The sequence below is a fragment of the Legionella birminghamensis genome, from assembly GCF_900452515.1.
Taxonomy (GTDB): domain Bacteria; phylum Pseudomonadota; class Gammaproteobacteria; order Legionellales; family Legionellaceae; genus Legionella_C; species Legionella_C birminghamensis.
Genome location: NZ_UGNW01000001.1, coordinates 929,637 through 954,118 on the forward strand (window position 1 = coordinate 929,637; position 24,482 = coordinate 954,118).

Sequence of the window (24,482 nt, forward strand, 5' to 3'; positions counted from 1 at the left end):
TGGTTTAAAATAACCCTTCCCTAAAGATCTGTTTGCAAAGTAAGTTCACTCCGCAGCACTTTAAAAGAGTCAGTCCTACCATGAATGAAAAGAAAGAAAAAAACGATAACCAAACCCCTTTACGTGAAAATCTTGGAAAAGCCGCTGATGTCATTGCAGATTCTGCAAGGCAGGTTAACAGAAGTGCCAAAGCGGTTGGGGAGAGTATTCCTTATGTAGGAAAAATTTCAAGGGCAGCAACGGTTGTATCGGATGCTGCCAAGGATACCGAATACGGTTTTGGTGAAAGCCTGGTGTGCAATGGACTCAAAAATGTTGTCGAAGTGGGGGCTGGTGCAGGAGTAGTGACCTGGGGTTTAGTACGCGGTGCAGCTGCTGGTGGTCTAGCGGCTGGGGGACCTGTACCCAATCCCTATGTTAAAGGCGTCGGAGCGGTCGTTGGGGGATTAACCGGGGCAAAATTGGCGTCTGACGCGGTTGCTCCAATCGTGAAGCCGCTTGGTGAAGTCACCCGCAATGTTTGTCATGCCACATTTGGCTGGTTAAACGGCAGAAATATGCCTGCATCGCCAAAAGCAGAGCAAAAGCAGGCAGCTCAGCAACAGGCGTCAACGAACACCGCCCGTTATCAGGCGACTAATCTGCATTCGAAAAATACCTCTTTCCAGCAATTCATCTGCACAAGTAACCAGTTTAATTTATCTTATCAGCCGCGCTATTTCGCATTTAATAATCTTTCAATGATGACCTGGGGTGCGCAACAACAGGCAGTCAGGGAGTTTCAGCTGCGTTACGGCTTCATGTCGCCATCGATTGAGTCGGCGATTTACCGTGAAGTTTCTTTATCGACGTCCTCCTGGAATGGCGCTTATTTTCAAACATCCGGCTTGGCTGATTTTTCGCATGTGCTTATGGCAACCAATCTGATAAATAGCTTCAATACGTACAACATAGTCAACAGAGTCTATTCCCAAATGGAGGCATCCGGGGAAATTGGCGGTGTTGCTTCTGAAGTATCCCTTATTGAGAACCTCCTCAACAGTGAAGCGCATGCAGTTACCGATCATTTCTATCTGTGCTTTCCCCAGGACAAAATGTCTGTTTCTGATGAGTGGTTTAATCAGGTTCAGCATGAACTTTCCAATGCTTATCACAAAGAAAAGACCCTGCCGATTTTTAGTTTGCACATTAATCAACAGGGTTTTAACTATCCCGTCTTGCCAAAGGCATTACAAGACACATCCGTTGGCAGGCTCATTGGCTTCCTGGATTTCTGGCTGAAAGGCTATTTAAATGGCGGCATTTTTGATGAGGCGTTTTTAGAGCGATGGCATGAGCAGGAAAATTGTGATGATGCTTTTTTAAGAGCCAACATGATTGACCTTAAGAAATACTGCAAAGAGAAGATGCCGGGCCTTGCTTATATTTCATTGCGCGAGTTGGAAAGCCGTTATGGAGTACAATATAAATCAAGCGATTCAGCTTATCAGCAGCCTTTCATGACCTCATTTCGCATTATTTCCATACTTCCAAAAATCGAAACGATTGACAATATACTGCTTCCCCATCCCGATATAAGGATTGAGTACAGTGTTGATTTAATGCCGGACTATAAACAATATGTCGATTCCTATTTATTGGAACATGGAAAATACCCCCCGGAATATGAGAGCAATTTACGCTGCTATGAATTGTTTGCCCAGGAAGTGGCTGAAAAAATGCCGCAACTGCAGTTCTGTAAAGAGCTATTCAAGCGTTTAGGGATAATCACTGTGCTGTCATATCTTTATGTAACCTTCGAGAAGATGGGCAAGCTTCCTCAGCTTCCGCCTTTAAAAGAGGCTGCTATTCACCCCCATTTCCCAAAATCTTTACCGCCAATTCCAGTTCGTCATTTTCAGACCTATCCTTTGAGCATTCAGTTTAATGAGATACTTGAGCGCTTCAGGCAAACAGAGGGGCGTGAGCAAAGCGATCAATTATTTTCCGAGCTTTTTAAATTTAAAAAAGCAGAAGCGCTTCCCAAGGGCATTGTTGAGAAAATGCAGGCAAGTGTTATTTCGCTGATTAAGGAAAAACTAAGCCCTAAGCTTCCGCAGAGTGAAGCTATGGAAATTAATGAGGATGAATGTGAGCGGATCACAAAAGCCGCGAGCAATTATCTACTGAATAATATTCGCCAATTGCACAGCATCATTGAAAAAGCCGCTAACAAAATGGCCGCCGGTTTGACCAGGGAACAGCAAGTGATGGCTAAAGAAAAAGCATTAGCTTCGCGGATTGAATATGTCATAAGCGCCATTACTCAAAAGCAGGCATTGTTAGAGGCTGAATGGAAAAAAGATCCTCGGAAAGCAGAGGACGGAATTCTTGCGGTAATTCCGGAAGACGCTCTGGTAAAAGACAAAGAGGGAAAATTAATCTCATTGCGGGCGAGCATACGCGATAATTTCAAGGCTATCAAGCAAAGTCTGGACACTACGAAACAAGCTGCTATTTCTGAAATTAAACAGCAAAGCGAGTCGAATTTAGCCAAGGATCTCGCAGAGCTGTCAAAAGCCTACGAGGCTGGATTGCTGGCAAATAAAGAGCGTCATGAAAAACAGGCTGCAGAAGCCTTTTCCCAACAAATCACAGCGCTTAAAGATCTTATTATCAAGCAGCTTGAGGAAGCAATAAAAAAAATCGAAGCCAACAAAAAGGCTCAAGTCGACGCTGTACCGGTGCATCTCCGTGCGGCAAATGCGGTTCAAATTACGGCGTTCATTAAAGGGGAGAACGACCGGATTGAAGGGATTCGGCAGTCGATTGAGCAGGTTAAACTTGAAGCGAGCGAAATAGCTCCCGGGACAAGCCCAAATCCTGAAGAGGCTATACAATTATTGCGAACCAGAAAAACAGAGCTGGCAGCACTAATTAACCCACAAGTTGAAAAATTCATTAAAGAAGACAGCGAAAAATTAAAAGAAAAGTATGATGAGGAAATAATAAAATGCAAACAGCATTATACAAACCTTAATCAGGAACAGGCTAAAAATATCGAAGCGGCGGTAGCCGAAGACATTATCAGTGCGTGTTATCAGGAGGCCTTAGGACAGCTGGGGCATTATTTCGCCCATGAAATCAAACGACTTACCAGTTATCTGCAGAATATACAGCATCTCATTGATTGCCTGCTTTCTCACAAGGAAATCGCAGAAAATTCTGTCAGTAGGCAATACACCCACAGCTTCGTCTCTTTTACCAGCTCGGATTTAACACGAAAATATGTCGGCGGCTGTGCCCCCGAGCTTCCCAATATAAAAGCTGTCCCGCTGGCGCATGGGGAATTATTTGCAGAGTCACTGTCTGCCGCTTTTAAAGCGGGCAGACAGGACAAAGCCAGCTTTCAGTTCCAAGGGCAAAGCTATATTGCTTATCGATTAAGAGCCAAAGATTCTGAACTGGTGCTCGCTGATTCAGAGGAACATGAGGCACTGGATACTCTGGCCGTGGAGGCGATTAATCGCATAAATAATGATGCCGCCCAGGCTGTGCATTTAAGTCAGGAAAGCTTAAAAACAATTGTTGACAGCAATGGCGCCACCCTGATGCACTATGCGGCAGCGTCCTTAAATCCCGCTATTTTAAAAACTATATTCCAGGCAAACGGTGCAGAAGTGCTTCGACTGGCGGATAAAGCAGGTAATTTGCCGGTGCACATGGCAGCACAATCGGGCCATGTAGAAGCGCTGCGGTTAATGCTTGGCATTGCCCCTGATCTGGTGAACGCCAAAAACAAACGTGGACTGACACCGCTAATGCTAGCTGTGCAGCATGGTAAACAAGAGGTAATGGAAGCATTGCAGCTGGCAGGAGCCGATTTTAACTATGCGCTTCCCAATGGTCTATTTCCCTTGTTCATGGCGTTCCAGAAAAATTTCAGATCGCTTGCATTATGGATGATTGAGCATGTCCCAGGACTGGATCTCAATCAAATGATTGACAGCCGTATGACCAGTTTACACCTGGCCATTCAAGGCGGTGAAATAGAAGCTGCTAAAGAGCTGGTTCGCCGAAAAGCCCGGCCCGACATCCGCAGAAAATCCGATGGCTACACCGCGTTTCATTGTGCGGCGTCTCAGGGTGAAGTTGAACTGCTTCAAATCATGTTAGCGGCTAACCCGGATTTAGCCGTGGATATACCTTTGGAGTCTAAAAAAACAGCCTTGCATCTTGCGGCACAGGCAGGGCAGTTAGCTGCAGTTCAGTTTCTCATTGGAAAAGGCGCTTTAATCGATGCCCAAAACCTGGAGGGAGAAACCCCATTAATCCTCGCTATTAAGGCGGGACAGCTTGAAACAGCCCAATGGCTTGCTGAGCGGGCAGCTGTTAACCAGCCTAATCATAAAAAACAGACTGCTTCACAATTGGCTATTCAGTATGCGCTGCCTGCCGTTAGCGATATCTTGTTCAGGCGCGGTGAAGACTATCACGCCAAAGACAGAAATGGCTTTTCAAGTCTGTATTTTCTGGTGCGCAATGGGGATTATGCACGCGTTAGGCAGCTGCTTCGAAAGAGTGTAAATTTCAGGGAGTTGTATGAAGGCAATAGTTTAACAGCGGTAGCGGCACAGTTTGGCCACTTCCTCATTGTTTATGCTTTGCTTGAAAAAGGCGTTGCCTATAAAACCTCTTCATCGCTGACTCTGCTTGATTGTGCAGTAATGGCTGATGAAATGGGTTATTTGCGGGATAATCTGCAAGAAGACAATGATCTGACCGCTTTGAGTTTGAAAGCAATTCAAAATAGAGCATTTTCCTGCCTGGAATATTTATTCAAAAAAGGTCAAAAGAACTCTATTCAGACGTCTCGTTTAATAGCTGCGGCAATTGAAAGCAATGATGAAAAAATAGCTTCTTTGGTTTTCAGATACTGCAAAGCTATCGATCAGCCGCTGGATACTGAGAGAAACTATCCAGTCCATATCGCGATAAAGACTGGCGCCCATCGTATTTTGCCCTTGTTAAAGGAAAGGGCTTGTCAATTCGCAAGCGTCAACAGCAAGCAGCAAACGGCTTTTCATTTGGCTGTAAAACAGGACGATGCTGCGCTTCTTAAACGTTTGTTAAAATTAAGCCAGCCGAGTGAATGGCCGAAAGACTTGTTTGTATTGGAAGAAGTGTCTGCTGATATTCGTAAGCTGCTGAGTAAATATGAAAAGCGTCAATCTCCCTCTCGAGAGGCTGCTAAATCAAAAGCAGCTCCAGTTCAGCCCTCCTCAGCTCCCAGCAAGCCGCTTCCCAACCCTGTCCTTGATAAAAAGGGGAGGGAGGTTATAAAAAAATTCAAACTGCATCTACAAAAACTGCAATTTGATAAAGCATTGTCATTATTTAACAAAGAAAAAATCCTGTTGACGGCTTTCAAGTCCACAAAAGGGGCTTCTTTACTGCAACATCTTTTCGCAAATACCTATCATCTGGCTTCACTTCAGGCAGGTGAAGAAGGCTTGGCGCTGGGTAATCTTGATTCCTCTTTGGAAAAATTATTGGCCGCCTTAACAAAGGATGGAGTCTCTCCTGGTTTGTTTAAAGGAGATAAAAATGTATTACGGGCGATTATCAACGCCAATGATGACGCAACGGCCTGCTATCGCTTTGACGTCCTGGTCAAGTATTTTCCTGATTGCATTGCCGATTTAATTTCCGACAAAATCCGCGGCCTGAGTATGCAGCAGTTAGCTTCAGCAAAGTCCCATAGCTTGCTCTTTGCCAAAATGGATACGGTTTGCCGTAGTGCTGAAACATCGGATCATAATGGTTTGCATGAAGCCATAAAGGCCAATAAGTATGAACTGGTGAAACAGTTGCTGCCCTATTATGCGGTTAACCGCCCCAATCATAAAGGGCAGACTGCCCTGATGTTTGCAGCAGCTACTGGCAATGTCGCCCTGATGAACCTGCTAATAAAAGAAGGGGCAAGAGTTGATCAGGTTGATTTAAAAGGTAATAGTGCTTTGCATTATGCCCTTGAAAAGCCTTCCGAGGCCGCCGCATTAACGCTTCTTCCTCTGATGAAAACACCCAATCAGAGTAATCGTCTGGGCATAACGCCAATGATGTTAGCTGCAGCCAAGGAATCACTGCCTGTCTTGCGATACCTTTGCGAGTCAGGACATAGTATTTCTTCTGTTGATCAATCCGGAAACAATGCCCTTCATTATGCGGCAATGCTTGGAAAAGTAAAAAGTATTGTGTATCTAGCGGGGCAGGGCTTTGATATAAATCAACCCGAGACACCTGAGGATACTAAAAAACTTGAAAAAAGTGCGAGACGAACCGCTTTGCATCTGGCTGCTTTGAATGGACATGTTAAAGCCGTACTTTGTCTGCTCGAGTTAAAAGCTGACCTTGAAAAAGAGGATAAGCATGGCTTTGGGGTATGCGAGTATGCCATTTATTCGAAGAATCAGGAAATGCTGGATTTTGTTAAATTAATCCCGCTTTATCATAGCAAAGAACGCAATCGATCGCTTTTGCATGCAGCTGTAACAAAAAATAACAAAAATGCATTGGCAGAGCTGATTCTGGATGATGTGGATCTCAATGTCCTGGATAAGAATGGGCGATCTGCTTTGCACTTGGCCTCTATTAACGATGCCAGGGACGCTGCTGCGCTGTTGCTCAAAGGAGGGGATCTTGTTCTCAATGATACTGATCGGCTTGGGTATGCGCCGATTCACTATGCTGCCCAACTTAATCATGTGGGCTTGATTGAATTGCTGGCTAAAGCGGGTGCAAACCTGAATCAACCAGCAAGCGGCAATGGCACTGCATTACACCTCGCTTGCCAGAATGGAAAGATGCCTGCAGTGCTGGCATTGATAAAGCATGGAGCTGATTTAAACCCCATCAATGCTGATGGTTTAACGTCTGCACAAACGGCTCTGGGTAAAGGGCATTTTAAAATTGTCAGGGCACTGGTGCAAGCGGGGGATAAAAGTATAAGCCCTGCAAGTTTTGCCCATTTACCCAAGGAGCGCAATGACGAGTTAAATCGCGCGCTTAGCCAATACTATGCGGTGTCTAAAGTGAAAGAAGGTTTAATGATGCACAGTTTTTATAAAAGCCTTGATAAACCGATGCAGCCCTCAGCTGAACAGTCAAAAACAAACGTCCCAAGCTAATGTTTTAAGAGAAAATACTAATGAGAACCCCTGAATCGTATCAATCGACAACTTTTCAAAGTCAAAAAGAGGCAGTCCTGGATGAAGTGGATTATTTTTCGCATCAAGCGAAAGCTGAAATTTTTTTCAAGAATTTCCATACAGCGCCATCCTGGCAGCAATGGAACCAGTTTTGCAATCACTTAAATGCCAGCCAGGATAAGACAGCCGAGAAATTTTTATTACAGGAGCTTGTTTTTCAATGTTTTGAGCAGCCTTTGGCTGTGAAGGAATTAGCTCAGCTCATCACCCTGGCTTCCTATTTCAAATCAATTTATGGCCTTGAACTGTATCGAAGATTATTAGAAGCAGAAGTGCCTGATAGCAAACGCCGTATTGCCGATTATCTTGCTGTCATGCAATTATTAATAAATCTTCAGGATGTCAAAGGAATCTCTTCTCTGCTTAAGGGCCACCTGCCTGATCTACAGGCGCTGCGCAAGGCTCTGCAGTCAGAATATGGTCTTTATCTGGAAAAGCGTTATCCCAACCGCGATATTGATACAGTTTTGGAGCGGTTTGCAACGGCTGATGAGTTTACGGCAAACCCCTTGCCCGCGGCAGTCCTACAGCGTTTTAAACCGGAATATCTTGGCATAAGGGCAAAGGCAAAAACACTTGAGGAATTGAGCCAGAATGCTTTGAAAACTTCATTTCTCGAAGCGGCAAAACGATTTCGTGAGCAACAGGATAATGAAGCCAAGCAAATAATGATTGCTGTAATTATCGAAACCCTGCGCCGCTTTTTTAAAATATCCCCTTACGATACTCAAATCATGGCCCTATTGGCTTTAATAGGTCAGGAAGAGAAGGATATCAAGGGTTGGATTGCCCAAATCAGAACGGGCGAGGGCAAGTCGACTATTTCTGCCATGTTGGTTGCCTTTCTGGCAGGGCAGGGGCATTTTGTCGATGTCATCACGTCTTCTTCGGTGCTGGCAATCCGCGATTACAGAAAATATGCAGAGTTTTTTGAAGCCCTGGGAATATCCAGCTCCCATATCAGCCGTGTCGAGCAAAAGCAAGCGCATTTCCATGCACAGGTTTTGTTTGGTACAAATTGGGATTATGAATTTGCACAATTAAGAGACGGTCTGAATAAGGAAAAGTTACGGTTTTCTTACAATCTCAATGGAGAACTTGTCCCTCGGACCCACGACGCTGCGGTGGTTGACGAGGTGGATAATCTCCTGCTGAATACAACCGGTGCTGCCCGTATTTCCTATCCTGGAAAAGACGATTTAACCTGGATTTACGCGCCAATCCTGAAATTTACTATAGAAACTGTGAAAGCAGGCCGAATTACTCCAGAACATATTTCAAAACTAAGAAATCAACTGGGTATGGAGTTTAACAGCCCCGCGTTTCTGAAGGAGTTACGCTCGCTATCGGATACTGCCCTCAGCCGATGGATTAAAAGCGCGCAAATTGCTTATTACTACAAGAAGGAAGGCAAAGATTATATTATTCAGGCGGATGACATTCGGATTGTTGATTATTCCAATACCGGCAGTATTAGTGAAGGATGCCAGTGGCAGCATGGTATCCATCAAATGCTGCAAGCCCGGCATCAACTGAAAATAACGCCTCAGTCCCTCATGGTGGCTTCCATTTCCCATCCTTCCATGTTTAATGAGTATCAATTGCTCTTTGGTTTAACAGGAACAATGGGAGAGAAAATTGAGCGGGAGGAAGTTCAGGATATTTATAAAATAAAGAGCTTCGATGTACCGCCGCATTTTCCCTGCCAGCGAAAGACATTGCCTCCCAGAATTCTCGATGATATCCCTAATCAGTACCTGGCTATATATCAACGCATTCAGGAAATGCAGGCGCTTAACAGGCCAGTGCTGGTGCTTTTTGAAAGTATCGCTGAAACCGAACGATTTAATGCATATCTTGCTGAAAAAGGCATTGAGAGCCAGTTGTTAAATGAAACCCAGCGGGAATCGGGCGAGTACATTATTGCGCGAGCCGGACAGGAAAGGATGGTGACGATTGCCACCAATATTGCAGGAAGGGGAACTGATATTATCCTGTCTCCCGGAAGTAAGGCTGCCGGCGGATTGCATTTTATTTTCACCTTTCATCCTGAGGATTCCAGAGTACAGGAACAAGGGGATGGGCGCTCCGCAAGACAGGGAGAACCGGGCAGCTCGGAAATGATTTTGCAAGCCAAAGATCCCAATATATTAACTTTATTAAGCACCCAAGCACTGGATTCTTTAGTGCAGAATTGGCTCAAGGGGACAAATGAAGAAAAAATAAATTTTCTTCGTCAGCTAAGAAACGAGCAGACCGAAAGGCATTCGAAAGAACGCCGCTATAGTTCAGAACTGGAAACAATGCTTTACAGCGTATTGAAGGAGTTTTTCAGCAAACTGCAGGCAATTCGTGAGGATTTTGATACCCTTAGCCCGCAAGAGTGGCAGCAAACCTGTCAGATTAATGCAGCGCCTTCACAGGCTGATCCTTTAGCGCATTCTCCAGCCTGGCATTCGCTTTGCAACAGGGCCAGGATTTTGCTTGGTTACCACAAAGAAGGCAAAGCAGTTGATTGGTCCTCCTTCATTGAACAGTATAAGCAGCTTTTCATTGAATCGATTAACGAGGAATGGGCTTCTTTTTATAGCACACTGGACCATAATGTCCGGGATATGGATCTTAAACTGGCTCAAAAAACGATTCAGGAGCAATTCGCCAAACTGAACCTGGCAAGAATGAATAAAGAATCCGCTTTTGCAGGTCTTAGCCATCTGTTGTATCAGGCCAGTCTTCCACAGGAGGAGGCAGCGAAGAAAGTTCAGTCAGGATTTTTTTCGCTGAAACCGCGTGAATTATATGATAAAGCAGTGGCTCATTATAAGTTGGAGGATTTCCAAACGGCTTTCAACTATTGTGTGGCTGCAAAAGAAGGCTATGAGCAAAACCAGGGATGTGATTTGGAACTAGGTCATTGCTATTCCGTGCTGGGATCTTGTAATGCGAAGAAGAATCTCATTCCTGAAAGTATTAATGCATTTGAAAAGGCTCTTTCGCTATTTTATCCACTGAACAGCAATAAAGAGCATACTGAATTACTGAAGCGTACGCAGAATAAATTTAATGACTCTATGAATCTTGGTAAATTTGATTTTAAATTTATTTATGACAAGGCAGTAAAAAATTATCAGGCGCAAGCTTATGTCGTCGCGGTTTATCAATTATTGTATTTAATAAGCTATTTTCCTGGACAGGCCAAAGACGAGCGTGCAATTTGCTACTCTACATTGGCGTCCTGCTACAATAAATTGAAACAAAGCGAAGAAGCTGATGCCGCTTGCATAGAGGGGATTAAGCTTGCTAAAGAGGCGGGTAAGTTACAGTTGGCGGGGAGAATTTCGGATAAAAAGGATAGCTTTGATAAGGCCCGGGTGTCGGGAGTGTCTGCAGGGTTGTGATGTTTCTAAGCCAGGAAAGTGGGCCCCGCGGTCGAGGCCGCGGGGATTCGGAGCGGGAAAAACATTTGTGTAGATAGCTATGGGCCGAAGGCCCGGGATTCGAACCTTCATTAAATCCTGGAATCGCAACACACACCCGTATCCCCGCGGCTTCGACCGCGGGGCCCATCCTTACTCCAAATCCTCGACCGTTTTCCGATGCGCCAGCAATTTCTCCTTGGTCAAAGCAGCCTGCGATAGCTTCTCTTTTTCCTTGGCAATAATTTCAGCGGGTGCTTTATCCGTAAATTTCGGGTTATTTAATTTACCCTCAGCCAATGAAATATCCTTGTTGAGCTTGGCCAATTCTCTATCCAGACGAAGCAATTCTGCCTGTTTGTCAATCAACCCAGCCATCGGAATAAGGAACTCCGCTTCACCCACAATTGCCGAGGCAGAAGGAGGGACTGGCTCGTTCGCTTCAATGAAGTGAATAGGGGTCAGTTTGCAAAGAGCAACTAAAATGGCATGGTATTTCTTCAGCAGTTCCCGGATTTCTGGTGAAGCATTTTTAACCTGCAAAGGAATAAGCTTGGCGGGTGAAATTGCCATTTCACTGCGGATAGTTCGCAGGGATTGGATAACCTCTTTCAGCCAGACAATTTCTTTTTCCAGTTCTTCATTTATAAATTCTGGGATAACCTTTGGATAGGGGCAAAGCATGATACTTTCACCATTCAGACTGGTCAGGTTATTTGTCCGCTGCCAGATTTCTTCAGTGATGAAGGGCATAATAGGATGGAGAAGCTTTAATATTTGATCAAGCACATTCAACAATGTCCTGCGAGTACCCCGTTTCATCGCACCCAGTGACTGCTCCGCATAAAGAATCGGTTTGGATAATTCCAGATACCAGTCACAGTATTCATGCCAGACAAAGTCGTACAGGGTGTTAGCTAACAAGTCAAAACGAAAATTATTAAAATACTGATGGCAGGAGGCAATCGTCTGCTGGAGCCTTGATATAATCCATTGATCAGCCGGACTATACTGGAAAGCGCCGTCACCTAAATCAGCCCGTTCCTCTTCAGTATTTAAAAGGACATAGCGTGCCGCATTCCATAATTTATTGCAGAAATTACGGTAACCTTCTACACGCCCCAGATCAAAGCGAACATTACGGCCTGTGGATGCAAGCGAACAGAAGGTAAAGCGAAGCGCGTCAGTTCCGTAAGCCGGAATCCCCTCGGGGAATTCTTTGCGGGTGGCCTTAATGATTTTATCGCGTACCGAGCCAAGCATGAGGCTGTCAGTACGCTTATCAACCAGTGATTCAATATCAATCCCGTCAATAAGGTCGATGGGATCAAGCACATTGCCCTTGGATTTGGACATTTTCTGGCCTTCGCTGTCGCGAATTAAACCGGTAATGACGATGTGTTTGAAAGGCACTTTGCCGGTAAACTTAAGCCCCATCATAATCATACGGGCGACCCAGAAGAAAATGATGTCAAATCCGGTCAACAGGACAGATGTTGGATAAAAGGTTTCGAGTTCCGCTGTTTTTTCCGGCCACCCCAAAGTCGAAAAGGGCCAGAGGGCAGACGAAAACCAGGTATCCAATACGTCTTCATCCTGTTTAAGGGGAATTGAATCGTCCAGTTTATATTTGAAGCGCACATCGTTTTCACTATAACCCACATAGATATGGCCCTGGTTATCATACCAGGCCGGGATTCTGTGCCCCCACCATAATTGCCGGCTGATGCACCAGTCTTCGATATTTTCCATCCATTGGAAATAGGTTTTACTCCAGTTTTCCGGTACAAATTGAATGTCGCCGCGTTTGACCGCTTCAATGGCGGGTTCTGCCAGCGGTTTGGTTTTAACATACCATTGATCGGTTAATAAAGGCTCAATGATGACACCTGATTTTTCACCGCGCGGCACTTTCAAACGGTGCGCCTCTGTTTTTACGAGTAATCCTGCGTCGGCCAAATCCTTTAAAATCTGCTCACGTGCCACGAAACGATCCATGCCCTGGTATTTCATTGCGGCGTTTTTATTGATGGTGGCTTTTTTAGTCAGGATATTAATCGAAGGCAGATTATGCCGTTTGCCGATTTCATGATCATTAAAATCGTGCGCAGGGGTAATCTTGACGCAACCGCTTCCAAACTCTTTATCAACGTATTCATCTGCGATGACCGGAATTTCGCGGTCGCATAAGGGAAGCGTAATCATTTTTCCAATGAAGTGCTTATAACGATCATCTTCAGGATGCACCGCTACTGCCACGTCGCCAAGCATGGTCTCAGGGCGGGTTGTTGCAATCACCAGGCTTTCATCAGAGTTGGCCAGCGGATAGCGGATATGCCACATTTGCCCATCTTCTTCCTCAGAAAGCACTTCCAGGTCGGAAACGGCCGTACCCAGTTTAGGATCCCAGTTAACCAGACGTGTTCCGCGATAAATAAGCCCTTCATCATAGAGTTGAACAAAGACTTTCTGAACCGCTGCGGACAATCCTTCATCCATCGTAAACCGCTCGCGGGACCAGTCAACAGAGGAGCCAATGCGCCGCATTTGCCGGGTAATATTGTTTCCTGACTCTTCTTTCCATGCCCATACATGTTCTAAAAACTCATCGCGAGCCATGTCTTTTCTGGACAAGCCCTTTTTTTCAAGCTGGCGCTCTACCACTAACTGGGTGGAGATTCCGGCATGATCCGTACCAGGTTGCCAGAGAGTGCGATCGCCAAGCATGCGATGGTAGCGTGTCAAGGCATCCATCAGCGTATGCTGAAAGCCATGGCCCATATGCAGACTGCCAGTCACATTGGGGGGGGGCAGCATGATGCAGTAAGGTTTTCCTTCACCCTGGGGTTTGAAAAAATTATGATACTCCCAATTGTCATAACATGCTTGTTCAATTGCTTTAGGTGAATACGTCTTATCCATTGTCTAGCCTGTAATGCTGAAACCTGCGATTTTAACACAAGATTTTTTAATCTCGCAGCGTATATTATAAGTGATGAAGAACCCTGATGCTGCCGGCGTCCTCATCAGGGTTTTCCTTTTTCGCGGTGGTCTTCTGCAATATAAGAGTACATCGTGGGAACCACAAACAGGGTGAAGCAGGTTCCAACCAGTAATCCGGCTGCAATCACCAGACCAATATCAAAACGGCTTACTGCCCCAGCACCTGTTGCCATTAATAAAGGGATAACCCCGAACACCATGGCGGCAGTAGTCATTAAAATAGGCCTTAACCGTATTCCCGCAGCTTCTTCCACCGCCGCACGGCGATCAAGCCCTTTTTCCTTTTGCAGCTGGTTGGCAAAGTCAACAATCAGAATGCCATGTTTGCTGATCAGTCCAATTAAGGTAATTAAACCCACCTGCGTATAAATATTTATACTGGCAGCCCCCAGGCTTAAAGGAATAAGCGCCCCGCAGATTGACATAGGCACACTGATTAATACGATCAGTGGATCGCGGAAGCTTTCATACTGGGCTGAGAGCACCAGAAAGATAACGATAATCGCCATAAAAAAAGCAAAAATTAAGGCATTGCCTTCCTGAACAAATTGCCGTGATTGCCCGCCGAAATCATAGGTATAGCCTTTTGGCAGACTGCTTTTTGCTTCTGTTTCCAGAAAGTTTAAGGCTTGACCCAAAGTAGTTCCAGGCATCATTACGCCCTGAATGGTAGCAGAGTTTAATTGCTGGAAATGAGAAACTGCGTTAGGTTGGGTCTTCGCCTTTGGCGTTACGACAGTGGATAAAGGCACCATGGTTCCACTGGCAGTTTTCACATAAATCCATCCTAGTTGCTCGGTTGTTAAACGATAACGTCGATCGAGCTGGGGTATTACCTCATAACTGCGGCCTTGCAGATTAAAATAGTTAACATAATTACCCGAAAGGGCACTGGTCAGGCTGCTTCCTACTGCCTGCATATCAAGCCCTAAATCAGATGCTTTCGAGCGGTTAATTTCAAATTCAATTTCAGGCTGGTTAAATTTGAGGCTGTTATCAAGATAAATAAATAGCCCGCTGGCCTGGGCTTTGGCAATCAATTGGTTGGAAACCTCAAACAAGGTTTGAAAGTCATTGGTTGTTTTAATAACAAACTGAACAGGAGTTCCTGACCCGCCGCCAGGTAAAGGCGGTGGAATTACGGCAAAGGCTTTCAATCCAGCTATTTCATCCAGTTTACTTTGGAGCGGCTCTTTCATCTCAAATTCAGTGCGTTTCCGCTCATCCCATGGTTTCAAAACCATACCGGAAATGGATTGGGTGGATACAGAATTCAGATTAAAAAAATGAGCGGTTTCAGGAAATGTCTTATAAATCTCATCGAATGCCCGGGTAAACGTTTCTATGTAATTAATAGTGGCGTATTGCGGTGCAGTCGGGATAACAATGAAAAAACCCTGATCCTCTTCTGGTGCTGTTTCTGCCGGAATGCTGTTATATAAATAGGGAAGCATCAATAAGACCACCGCTGCAAATACAAGCATAATAGCGCGAGTATCCAGTAAACTGTGCAGCATGCGCTGATAGCGGATTTTCAGATTATGAAAGCGTTTATCTAGAAACTGGACGAATCGTCCGCTGCTCATCTCGGCGGTCAGCAATTTCGAGCACATCATTGGGGTCAAGGTCAGCGCTATGATACCGGAAATAATGACCGCACAGGCCAGGGTAAAGGCGAACTCTTTAAAGAGGGCGCCCGTCAACCCTCCCATAAACCCGATGGGGGCATAGACAGCAGCGAGGGTTATGGTCATCGCTATCACCGGCACCGCTATTTCGCGGGCACCTGTTAAAGCCGCCTGAAACGGGCTATTGCCTTCTTCAATATGCCGGTGCACATTTTCCACAACGACAATGGCATCATCGACAACCAGACCAATCGCTAATACGAAGGCCAATAGCGTTAATAGATTAACGGAGTAGCCGAGGAACAGCATCAGCGTACAAACCCCTACCAGCGATAAGGGGATAGTAACCACCGGGATGATGACCGATCTTAAAGAGCCGAGGAATAAAAAAATCACGACGATGACAATGAGAGCCGCTTCAGCAATCGTTAGAATCACCTCTTTAATCGAAGCGCGGATAAAATCCGTGGCATCGTAAACAATTGTTCCCGTCAATGATGGGGGGAAGTCGCGCACGATCCCCGGGAACAGCTTGCGGGCATCCTTAATGACAGTCAGTGGATTGGCTGTCGGTGTCGGGGTAATCGCGAGAAAAACTGCTTTTTTACCGTTAAAGGTTACTGTGGTGTTGTAATCCTGGGATCCTAAAATAACCTCTCCGATATCTCTCAGGCGAATGATGGAGTTCTTGTCGCTGCGAATGATTAAGCGGCCGAATTCCTCAGCATTATTCAAATCGGTTTTTGCGGTCATATTGACGGCAACGTATTCGCCTTTAGTACTGCCGGCTGCGGTTAGAAAGTTATTTTTGGCAAGCACGCTGGAAATTTCAGCAGGGGAGACATTCAAGGCAGCCATTTTGATCGGATCCAGGAAAATCCGCATGGAATAAGTCGCCCCTCCCAGAATCTGGGCCTGTGCCACGCCGTCAACTGTCTGTAGTTGAGGCTGGACTACCCGTACCGCGTAATCAGTAATCTGCTGCGGCGTCATGGAATCACTGTCAAGACTGATATACATCAAGGGGGTGGAGGTATCAGAGCTTTTAATAATAACTGGTTGCTGCGCTTCAGGCGGCAACTGGTTGAGTGTTTGTTGTACCTTACTCATTACATCGGTAAAAGCAACCTGCGGATTGAAGTTCAGCTTGATGTTAAGGGTTATTGTGCTTAATCCCTGGGTGCTGGAAGAGGTCATATAATCAATGCCCTCGGCGCTGGCAACTGCCGCTTCAAGCGGGGTGGTAATGAATCCGGCAATAAGGTTGGCATCCGCGCCCGGATAGGCAGTGGTTACCGTAATGATGGTATTGTCCATTCTTGGATACTGCCGAATCTGCATGGTGCTGATGGAGTTCAATCCGAATAGAAAAATCAATAAACTCACTACAGTAGCCAGTACTGGCCGCTTGATAAATACATCAGTAAAATTCATAACAAAATCCTGTAATGTGCTAAGGCACTCATATTCTTACCGTCTCCGGTCTTTGCGAACGAAGTGAAGCAACTCAGTCCCGGTGCCTTATTCTGGCTCCACTCTGCGCAAAGACGATAATCACTGTCACTGCCCCAGACTGTCGGGATTGCTAACGGTGTTCATCGGAATGCTGTTGTTAACAATGACTCTTGTTCCGTTTTGTAATTTCAATTCTCCGGAACTGACTACCTCCTGTCCGGCTTTAACACCCTTGGTGATTACCGTTAGATTACCTTCCTGTTCGCCGGTGTTAACGAAGACGCGCTTTACAAATAATAAATCCTTGCCGTCCTGATCTTTTTTACCGTCTTTGTCTTTCTCGATAATGAAGACAGAATTACCATATAAACTGTAGGAAATAGCTGTAGAAGGCAGCACAATAACATTGGGAACAGGCGGCTGTTCGACAGATATTGCGCTAAACATCCCGGGAATAAATGCAAATTGACTCACATGGTTTTGTGCATTCAATTCACTATTGCAGTAAATCATAAGCCTGCTGCTGTTTTCCTGCTTGCCAGTCTTAATCAGTGTTGACTGTTCAGGGGCTTTCAAGGCATCCAGAGGACAATTAGGCAGGGTTGCCTGAACTAGAATATTGTGGGTATTGGTATCAACTTTTGAGTTGAGGGCGGTAATTTTTCCTTCAAAAATCATATTGGGATAAGATTCAATTGAGAACTGAATTTGCTGATTCAGATGTAACTTTTTAAGGAACTGTTCAGGTAAATAGAACTCGAGATAAAGCGGATCCAGTGATTGAAGGCTGACGATTGCTGTTTGTCCAGGCGTTATATATTGCCCCAGATTAACCTGCCGGATTCCGAGTTGGCCAGAGAAGGGCGCTTTGATGTGCTTTTGTTGAATCTCTGCCTCTGTTTTTTCCACATTGGCCTGGGCTTGCTCAAGACTGGCCTTTGCTTCGTCAACATTGGAAATAGGGGTGGCTCCGCGTTTGAAGAGATCAGCCTGTCTTTTATAGCTGATATCCCGCAATGCAAGCTGTGCCTGGTTAAATTTTAATGTTGCTTCATCAACGCTGTCATCGATGTCTATCAGTGGTTGATCCTTTTCAACATATTGCCCCGATTCAAAATGAATTTTTACTACATTCCCGGCAGCCTGTGAGTTCACATCAACGCCATTTATCGCTACAAAATTACCGACCGCAGGCAAATGGGGTTCCCAATTTTTCTGGGCTGCAGTGACACTGGAGATTGTCACTGCGGGTGGTTCGTAACTGGCAAAGAAACGCTTCATCATAAAGCTTTTGAATAAATTAAAAGCAATTAATCCACCGAAAACCACCACTAAAGCGGAAATCATAATTGCCATGCGTTTTTTCATGCTGCTTCCTATGAGAACTAAGTGTTTCAAGACTATTGAATGGCTGAGTAATATATCATAAATGAGCGCTACTTCCAGCGCGTAAATTTATATTAAATTCAATAGCTATCTGCCTGAACTTATGGGCACAAAAAAAACCTGTTGACTAAATACAACACTTTGTTAACATTCAGTTTCCATTTATCACTTGGAATTGTTATGAAATTAAAAGCCTTGTTGTTTGTTTGCTGTTTCGGTTTGTTAGGTTCTTCTTATGCAGAAAACCGTCATGTTTATCCAAAAGCTGACGCTGCGCAAGCTCAAGCTAGCACTCAAAAAGGTGCAATGCTTCCCGGTTATTGTGAAGTTGAAATTATCAACAGCAGTTTTGATAATGTAACTGTTTACGGTACTTTTGATGATGGTACTCCCCTGACTCCATTTGATGTCTATACTTTCGAAAGCCCTCACTATATTGACCTTTTCTACTACGGCTACTGTCACAAAACAATTTATCTGGATGTTGTAACATTTAGCGGTTACCACATTTACTCTGGATACACTCGTGTTAACAGCACTGTCCGCATTGTTCCTTATTTGAATAAACAACCCAAGTTTGAATTGAAATCCAAATAAGTTATACCCAATGGCACGAGATTCTCGTGCCTTTTTTTTACGAATTAATGGTTAGGAGTTAATATGAAACGTTTTTTAGGAATATTAGCGCTGCTGCCAGCAATTGGAAATTCTACTGCGGTTCAAGTTGAGAACCACTCGCACTACAAGCCTTCCGCTTACGTGCAGATTATTGCCAAACATTATGTTGCTGCCATCAATACCCATGGACATACAGTTACACCCGTTCGCAAAAGACCCCTGGAACGTACTCATCGTGGACACCGCCCCAGCCATATCGCCCGTGAGCCGGCACCCGATACCCGCCATCACAGAAAATATGCGAATAACACGCATGGGCATCATGACGCTGCTGAGAGTAAAACGCACGCGCATAGCTAAGAATTACAATGTAGGCTGGGCTGTAAAGCCCAGCGTAAGGGTAAATGCTGAGCTTACAGCCCAGCCTGCAGGTGCTTTTACTAAAATCCCAGGATATGATACGCTTGCCTGCTTAAATTCTTAATGGAGGAGTCTCGCGTGAAAATGTTGTCTTTTACTAAGAGCCTGCTAGTTGCTGTAGCAGCATTTGCCTTGATTGCCTGTTCTGCTACTCCCACCCGTGAAAGCACAGGTCAATACCTGGATAGTTCATCAATCACTGCCAGGGCAAAGGCCAAGCTCGTTGACGAGTTGGGTGCGGAAGGTCTCTCCATTCAGGTTAAAACATTTAAAGACGAAGTTCAGTTAAGCGGATTCGTTAATAACCCAATCATAAAGAATCGCGCTGCGGTTATCGTAAGAAGCATTCCTGATGTAAGACGCGTTCGCAATGATTTGATCGTAAAATAGTATGCACTAATCGTGTCATCCCCGTCCCGGCGGGGATTCATAGCAAAATGATACATTATTTTTGCTGTTGAACATTCATTAAACTACAATTATTCAATCGTAAGTCATGTAAGGAAAGTCATGTTTGATAGCCAGTACACAATAGCCGGATTTGATGACCAACTTTGGCAAGCCATTGAGGCTGAAAATAAACGTCAGGAAGAGCATATTGAATTAATCGCATCTGAGAATTATGCCAGTCCGCGCGTGCTGGCAGCCCAAGGCAGTGTATTAACCAACAAATATGCCGAAGGTTATCCAGGCAAGCGGTATTATGGCGGTTGTGAATATGTGGACATTGCAGAAAATCTGGCTATTGAGCGGGCAAAACAATTATTTGCAGCAGATTACGTCAATGTTCAGCCCCACTCTGGTTCTCAGGCAAATGCTGCTGCAATGATGGCATTACTATCACCCGGTGATGCAGTCCTCGGCATGGCTTTACCACATGGCGGTCATTTGACGCATGGTTCAAAAGTTAATTTTTCCGGAAAAATTTACGAATCCCATGAATATGGCGTTGATCCAGATAGCGGCCTGATTAATTACGATGAGCTGGAAGAAAAGGCAAGACAACATCGCCCCAAAATGATTATTGCCGGATTTTCTGCTTATTCCCAGGAGCTTGACTGGGCCAGATTCCGTCAAATCGCAGACTCGGTAGGCGCCTATCTAATGGCGGATGTTGCCCATGTTGCCGGCTTGATTGTGACTGGCCTCTATCCTTCTCCAGTGCCATATGCTGACGTCGTGACCACAACAACACACAAGACTCTGCGTGGGCCCCGCGGCGGTATGATTCTGGCGCGCGCCAACGAAGCCATTGAAAAAAAACTGAATTCAGCTGTATTCCCCGGTAATCAGGGCGGTCCATTAATGCATGTCATCGCAGCCAAAGCGGTCGCTTTCGCCGAAGCGCTACAGCCTGAGTTCAAGGCATATCAGCAACAAGTGCTGATCAATGCCAAAACGATGGCCGAAACATTAATTAACAGGGGTTATCCCATTGTTTCTGGCAGCACCAGGAATCATTTGCTGCTTGTTAACCTGATTGGCAGAGATTATACCGGTAAAGATGCCGATGCCGCATTAGGCAGGGCTAATATTACGGTAAACAAGAATACTGTGCCTAATGACCCGCGTTCGCCCTTTATTACCAGTGGGCTGCGTTTGGGTACACCGGCGGTCACAACACGTGGATTTAAGGAAAAAGAGATAGAATTGCTCACTGGCTGGATTTGCGATGTACTTGATCACATGGGCGATGAAGAAGTTGTAGACCGGATTAAGACGCAGGTTCTGCAATTATGCCGTGAATTTCCGGTATATCGTTAATCATGTATTGTCCCTTTTGTCACGCAGAAGAAACGAAAGTAATTGACTCCCGCCTGGTTGCTGATGGAGCCGAAGTGCGCAGGCGGCGTCAATGCGTTGTGTGCAATGAGCGGTTCACCACGTTTGAAACCGCTGAATTAATTATGCCGCATATTATCAAGCGTGATGGGGCGAGGGAGCCTTTTAATGAAAATAATCTGCGTCTTGGAATGGAAAAAGCGCTGGAGAAAAGACCGGTAAGCAAGGATTTGCTGGAGGAAGCGATAGTTGCCATTATGCAGGACATTCGACGTAGTGGCGAGCGGGAAATACATTCTCGTCAGGTAGGTGAGCTGGTTATGGAGCAACTGTTAAAGTTGGATCATGTAGCTTATGTAAGGTTTGCGTCTGTATATAAACGATTTAAGGATGTGAGTGATTTCAGACAAACTATTGATCAAATGAAAAACGACAAAACGTCCTGAGGTAATAGTGGAAAAAGAAGCAATAAGAGGAAAAAGACGAGCGCGCCGATTAGCACTGCAAGCGCTTTATCAATGGTTAATGTCCGGTCATGATTTACATGAAATAGAGGCACAGTTTCGAGTAGCCAACAATATGGAAAAAGTCGATGCCGACTATTTTTGCCGTTTGCTCTATGGCGTGCCAAAACATTTGCAGGAACTGGAAAGCGGCTTTGAGACATATCTTCAGGATCGTTCCCTCCAGGAGTTAAATCCAATTGAGCATACTGTGTTAAGGATTGGTGCCTATGAGTTGACTCACTGTCCGGAAATTCCCTATAAAGTCGTACTGGATGAAGCTGTAAGCCTGGCCAGGGAGTTCGGCTCTCAGGATGGCCATCGATATGTTAACGGCGTCCTCAATAATCTTTCAAGAACAGTTCGTTCTATGGAAATTGATCTTGAGCCTAAATGAATTTTCCCTCATTGACCGATTTTTCAAATCAGGCCTTGTCGAACGAACAGATGTAGTTTTTGGCATCGGCGATGACGCGGCCTGCCTTGAAATCCCTTCAAATAGCCAATTATTGGTCAGCACGGATACGCTGGTGGCTGAAGTCCATTTCCTGAGCAGTTGGGATCCTTATGATATTGCCTGGAAGGCGGTCATGGTCAATGTAAGCGACATGGCGGCGATGGCCGCAACTCCCTGTTGGATGAGCCTGGCGCTCACTATGCCCGCTGCAAATGAGAGCTGGCTTGAGCGCTTTTCTGAGGGGCTAAAAGCGGCCTTAGCCAAATACAATATTGCCTTGATTGGCGGTGATACCACCAGGGGGCCTCTTAGCCTTAGTTTGACCATTCACGGTACTGTTTCGCGAGGAAAAGCGGTCAGGCGTTGTAATGCGAGACCTGGCGATGTTATTTGGGTTAGCGGTGATTTAGGTGCCGCCGCCTTGGCTGTTGATTACCTGCAGGATGACAGTATTCCGATTGAAGACAAGATGATACTCATGGAAAAGTTGCTGCGCCCCGTGCCGCGGACAGACCTTAGAGATTGCTTACAGCAATGGGCAAGCGCCTGCATTGATATTTCTGATGGCCTGTCTGCTGATCTCAATCACATTTGCGAAGAAAGCCAGGTGGGTGCCTGTTTATCCCTGTCTAAAATTCCTGCCCATCCGCTGATTGGCAAATACCGCCAGGATGCAACCGAATCTGCATTGAGTGGCGGTGATGATTATGAATTATGTTTTACTATTCCTGCCAGAAATCAACAGGCCTTTATGGATGAGATCAATCGCTGCAAAATAATCTGTCATCCCATTGGGGTAATCGAAGAAGAAAAAGGCTTGCGATCTTTGCAAGAAACAGGCAGAGTTTCTCCTTTAAGACCCAAAGGGTTTGCTCATTTTTAGAGGTTGGTATGCCCGGAGTGAAGTTATCCAGCAAAGTTTGGCAAGATCCTGTTTATTTTATTGCATTTGGTTTCGGAACGGGGTTAGCGCCCATAGCTCCCGGTACCTGGGGCACTCTGGCGGCGTTTCCGCTGTATTTACTGATGTCCTCACTGTCGCTTCCTGTCTATGTTTTATTGACCATTCTATTTTTTATTCTGGGAGTATGGGTCAGTAATCGGGTATCCGCCGATCTGGGAGAACATGACTATTCAGGTATTGTCTGGGACGAGGTGGTAGGATTCCTTCTGACAATGCTACTGGTTCCTCCCCGCTTACCCTGGATCATTGTTGGATTTTTCTTATTCAGGCTGTTTGACATTTGGAAGCCATGGCCTATCACCATTGCGGATGAGAAAATTAAAGGCGGTTTTGGAATCATGTTTGACGATGTTCTTGCTGCCATTCCTGCCTGGGGCATTTTACAGTTATTAGTCTGGAGTTTCTCCTGATGAATGAAAATCATAAAGAATTAATTAATATAGCCCTGACGGTCGGCATTGTACTTCTTGCATTGTTTATTGTTCATCGATTCATTCCCTCCATGGTATGGGCCGCGATTATCGCTATTGCTACTTATCCGCTTTATAAACGCTGGAGGCTCTTTTTTGGTCGTCATCATAATTGGGCGGCATTATTATTTACCACTATACTCAGTTTGATCTTTCTATTGCCGCTGAGCTGGTTGGTTACTTTGCTGGTAAAAGAGTTACAGGTTTTTATTAATTATTTACAGTTAATTAATAAAGAAGGAGGGGAAGCGCCAGGTTTTATTCAACAGCTTCCCGTTCTTGGCAAGGATTTAACAAATTATTGGCAGAATAATTTCGGCCAGCCGGGAAACTTAAGGAATGTTTTATCCAACCTGCATATTTCGCTTACTCCTGCAAGTTATTACATTAAGCAAGTCGGTGTGAGTCTCGCGCATCGCGGTTTTCAACTGGGATTTACCTTGCTGACGCTATTTTTCTTCTACCGTGATGGCGACAAGTTGTTCCAGGAGATCAATCGCGTAGGAGAAACATGCTTGGGAAAACGCTGGTTTCGCTATGCGGATCGCTTACCCTCAGCACTGCGCGGGACAGTCAATGGCACTATTCTAGTGGGCTTGGGAGTAGGGGTGTTGATGGGATTATGTTATGGCTTTGTGGGAGTACCGGCACCCACTCTGGTTGGTTTTGTTACCGCCTTTGCTGCGATGATTCCCTTTGTTGTTCCGGTTGTGTTTGGTTTTGTGGCTTTGATATTGATTTCAAGCGGAAGTCTTGCCGCGGCTATTGTCGTAGTGGTCTGGGGGACTCTGGTAATGTTTGTTGCCGATCATTTCATCAAACCAGTGCTTATTGGCGGCGCTATTGAACTCCCTTTCCTGGCAGTACTTTTTGGTATATTAGGCGGGGTTGAAACCCTGGGATTATTAGGCTTATTTGTAGGGCCTATTGTTATGGTTTTATTCGTGACTCTGTGGCAAGAGCAACAGGGGATCCCCGCGAAAGCCGCGAGTCAGTAAAAAATAAGATAAAGCTGTATTGATTTTGTACAGAAAGTATGGCATTCTATAATCCTAATCTGATTGAAATATGGAAATGCCGTCCCCATATAGCAGTCAGATAACAAGAGTTGCCATACTATTGAAGTAAAG

Annotated in this window: 14 protein-coding genes; 11 read left to right on the forward strand and 3 right to left on the reverse strand. The window is 45.2% G+C overall.

Going from position 1 to position 24,482, the window contains the following annotated elements; genetic code table 11:
* The first annotated feature begins 80 nt into the window (after positions 1-80).
* Entirely contained in the window at positions 81-7,169 is a 7,089-nt protein-coding gene (locus DYH42_RS04000) for an ankyrin repeat domain-containing protein (RefSeq protein ID WP_058524828.1), read from the forward strand.
* A gap of 20 nt (positions 7,170-7,189) precedes the next feature.
* The gene (locus tag DYH42_RS04005; RefSeq protein ID WP_058524827.1) at positions 7,190-10,648 is read left to right on the forward strand and encodes a preprotein translocase subunit SecA; all 3,459 of its coding nucleotides are present in this window, start codon (positions 7,190-7,192) and stop codon (positions 10,646-10,648) included.
* A 171-nt stretch (positions 10,649-10,819) separates the two neighbouring features.
* Here DYH42_RS04005 and DYH42_RS04010 read toward each other — a convergent pair whose 3' ends face one another.
* From DYH42_RS04010 to DYH42_RS04020, 3 genes are all read right to left on the reverse strand, one after another.
* Positions 10,820-13,588 carry a valine--tRNA ligase gene (locus DYH42_RS04010; RefSeq protein WP_058524826.1) on the reverse strand — a complete coding sequence of 923 codons (2,769 nt, stop codon included), beginning with the start codon at positions 13,586-13,588 and terminating at the stop codon, positions 10,820-10,822.
* Between the two features lie 104 nt (positions 13,589-13,692).
* A complete protein-coding gene (locus DYH42_RS04015) occupies positions 13,693-16,731 on the reverse strand; it encodes an efflux RND transporter permease subunit (protein ID WP_058524825.1) in 3,039 nt (1,012 codons plus the stop codon).
* A gap of 126 nt (positions 16,732-16,857) precedes the next feature.
* Positions 16,858-18,120, reverse strand: coding sequence for an efflux RND transporter periplasmic adaptor subunit (locus DYH42_RS04020; protein WP_058524824.1), 1,263 nt, complete (start codon positions 18,118-18,120; stop codon positions 16,858-16,860).
* 198 nt (positions 18,121-18,318) lie between these two features.
* On the opposite strand from DYH42_RS04020, the gene DYH42_RS04025 reads away from it, so the two are divergent.
* The 9 genes from DYH42_RS04025 (at position 18,319) to DYH42_RS04065 (ending at position 24,350) form a co-directional block, all read left to right on the forward strand.
* Positions 18,319-18,735 (forward strand): hypothetical protein, encoded by a 417-nt coding sequence (locus DYH42_RS04025; RefSeq protein ID WP_058524823.1) that lies wholly within the window; start codon positions 18,319-18,321, stop codon positions 18,733-18,735.
* Positions 18,736-18,798: 63 nt separating this feature from the next.
* Positions 18,799-19,116, forward strand: a complete 318-nt coding sequence (locus DYH42_RS04030; protein WP_058524822.1) for a hypothetical protein — start codon at positions 18,799-18,801, stop codon at positions 19,114-19,116.
* A gap of 144 nt (positions 19,117-19,260) precedes the next feature.
* Positions 19,261-19,566, forward strand: coding sequence for a BON domain-containing protein (locus DYH42_RS04035; RefSeq protein ID WP_058524981.1), 306 nt, complete (start codon positions 19,261-19,263; stop codon positions 19,564-19,566).
* A 120-nt stretch (positions 19,567-19,686) separates the two neighbouring features.
* Positions 19,687-20,940, forward strand: coding sequence for a serine hydroxymethyltransferase (gene glyA, locus DYH42_RS04040; protein ID WP_058524821.1), 1,254 nt, complete (start codon positions 19,687-19,689; stop codon positions 20,938-20,940).
* A gap of 2 nt (positions 20,941-20,942) precedes the next feature.
* Positions 20,943-21,404, forward strand: coding sequence for a transcriptional regulator NrdR (nrdR, locus tag DYH42_RS04045; protein WP_058524820.1), 462 nt, complete (start codon positions 20,943-20,945; stop codon positions 21,402-21,404).
* A gap of 7 nt (positions 21,405-21,411) precedes the next feature.
* Positions 21,412-21,858 carry a transcription antitermination factor NusB gene (gene nusB, locus DYH42_RS04050; RefSeq protein WP_058524819.1) on the forward strand — a complete coding sequence of 149 codons (447 nt, stop codon included), beginning with the start codon at positions 21,412-21,414 and terminating at the stop codon, positions 21,856-21,858.
* Positions 21,845-22,801 (forward strand): thiamine-phosphate kinase, encoded by a 957-nt coding sequence (thiL, locus tag DYH42_RS04055; RefSeq protein WP_058524818.1) that lies wholly within the window; start codon positions 21,845-21,847, stop codon positions 22,799-22,801. The genes nusB and thiL overlap by 14 nt, the downstream gene beginning before the upstream one ends.
* Before the next feature lie 8 nt (positions 22,802-22,809).
* The gene (locus DYH42_RS04060; protein ID WP_058524817.1) at positions 22,810-23,292 is read left to right on the forward strand and encodes a phosphatidylglycerophosphatase A family protein; all 483 of its coding nucleotides are present in this window, start codon (positions 22,810-22,812) and stop codon (positions 23,290-23,292) included.
* A complete protein-coding gene (locus DYH42_RS04065; protein ID WP_058524816.1) occupies positions 23,292-24,350 on the forward strand; it encodes an AI-2E family transporter in 1,059 nt (352 codons plus the stop codon). The genes DYH42_RS04060 and DYH42_RS04065 overlap by 1 nt, the downstream gene beginning before the upstream one ends.
* Positions 24,351-24,482 lie beyond the last annotated feature (132 nt).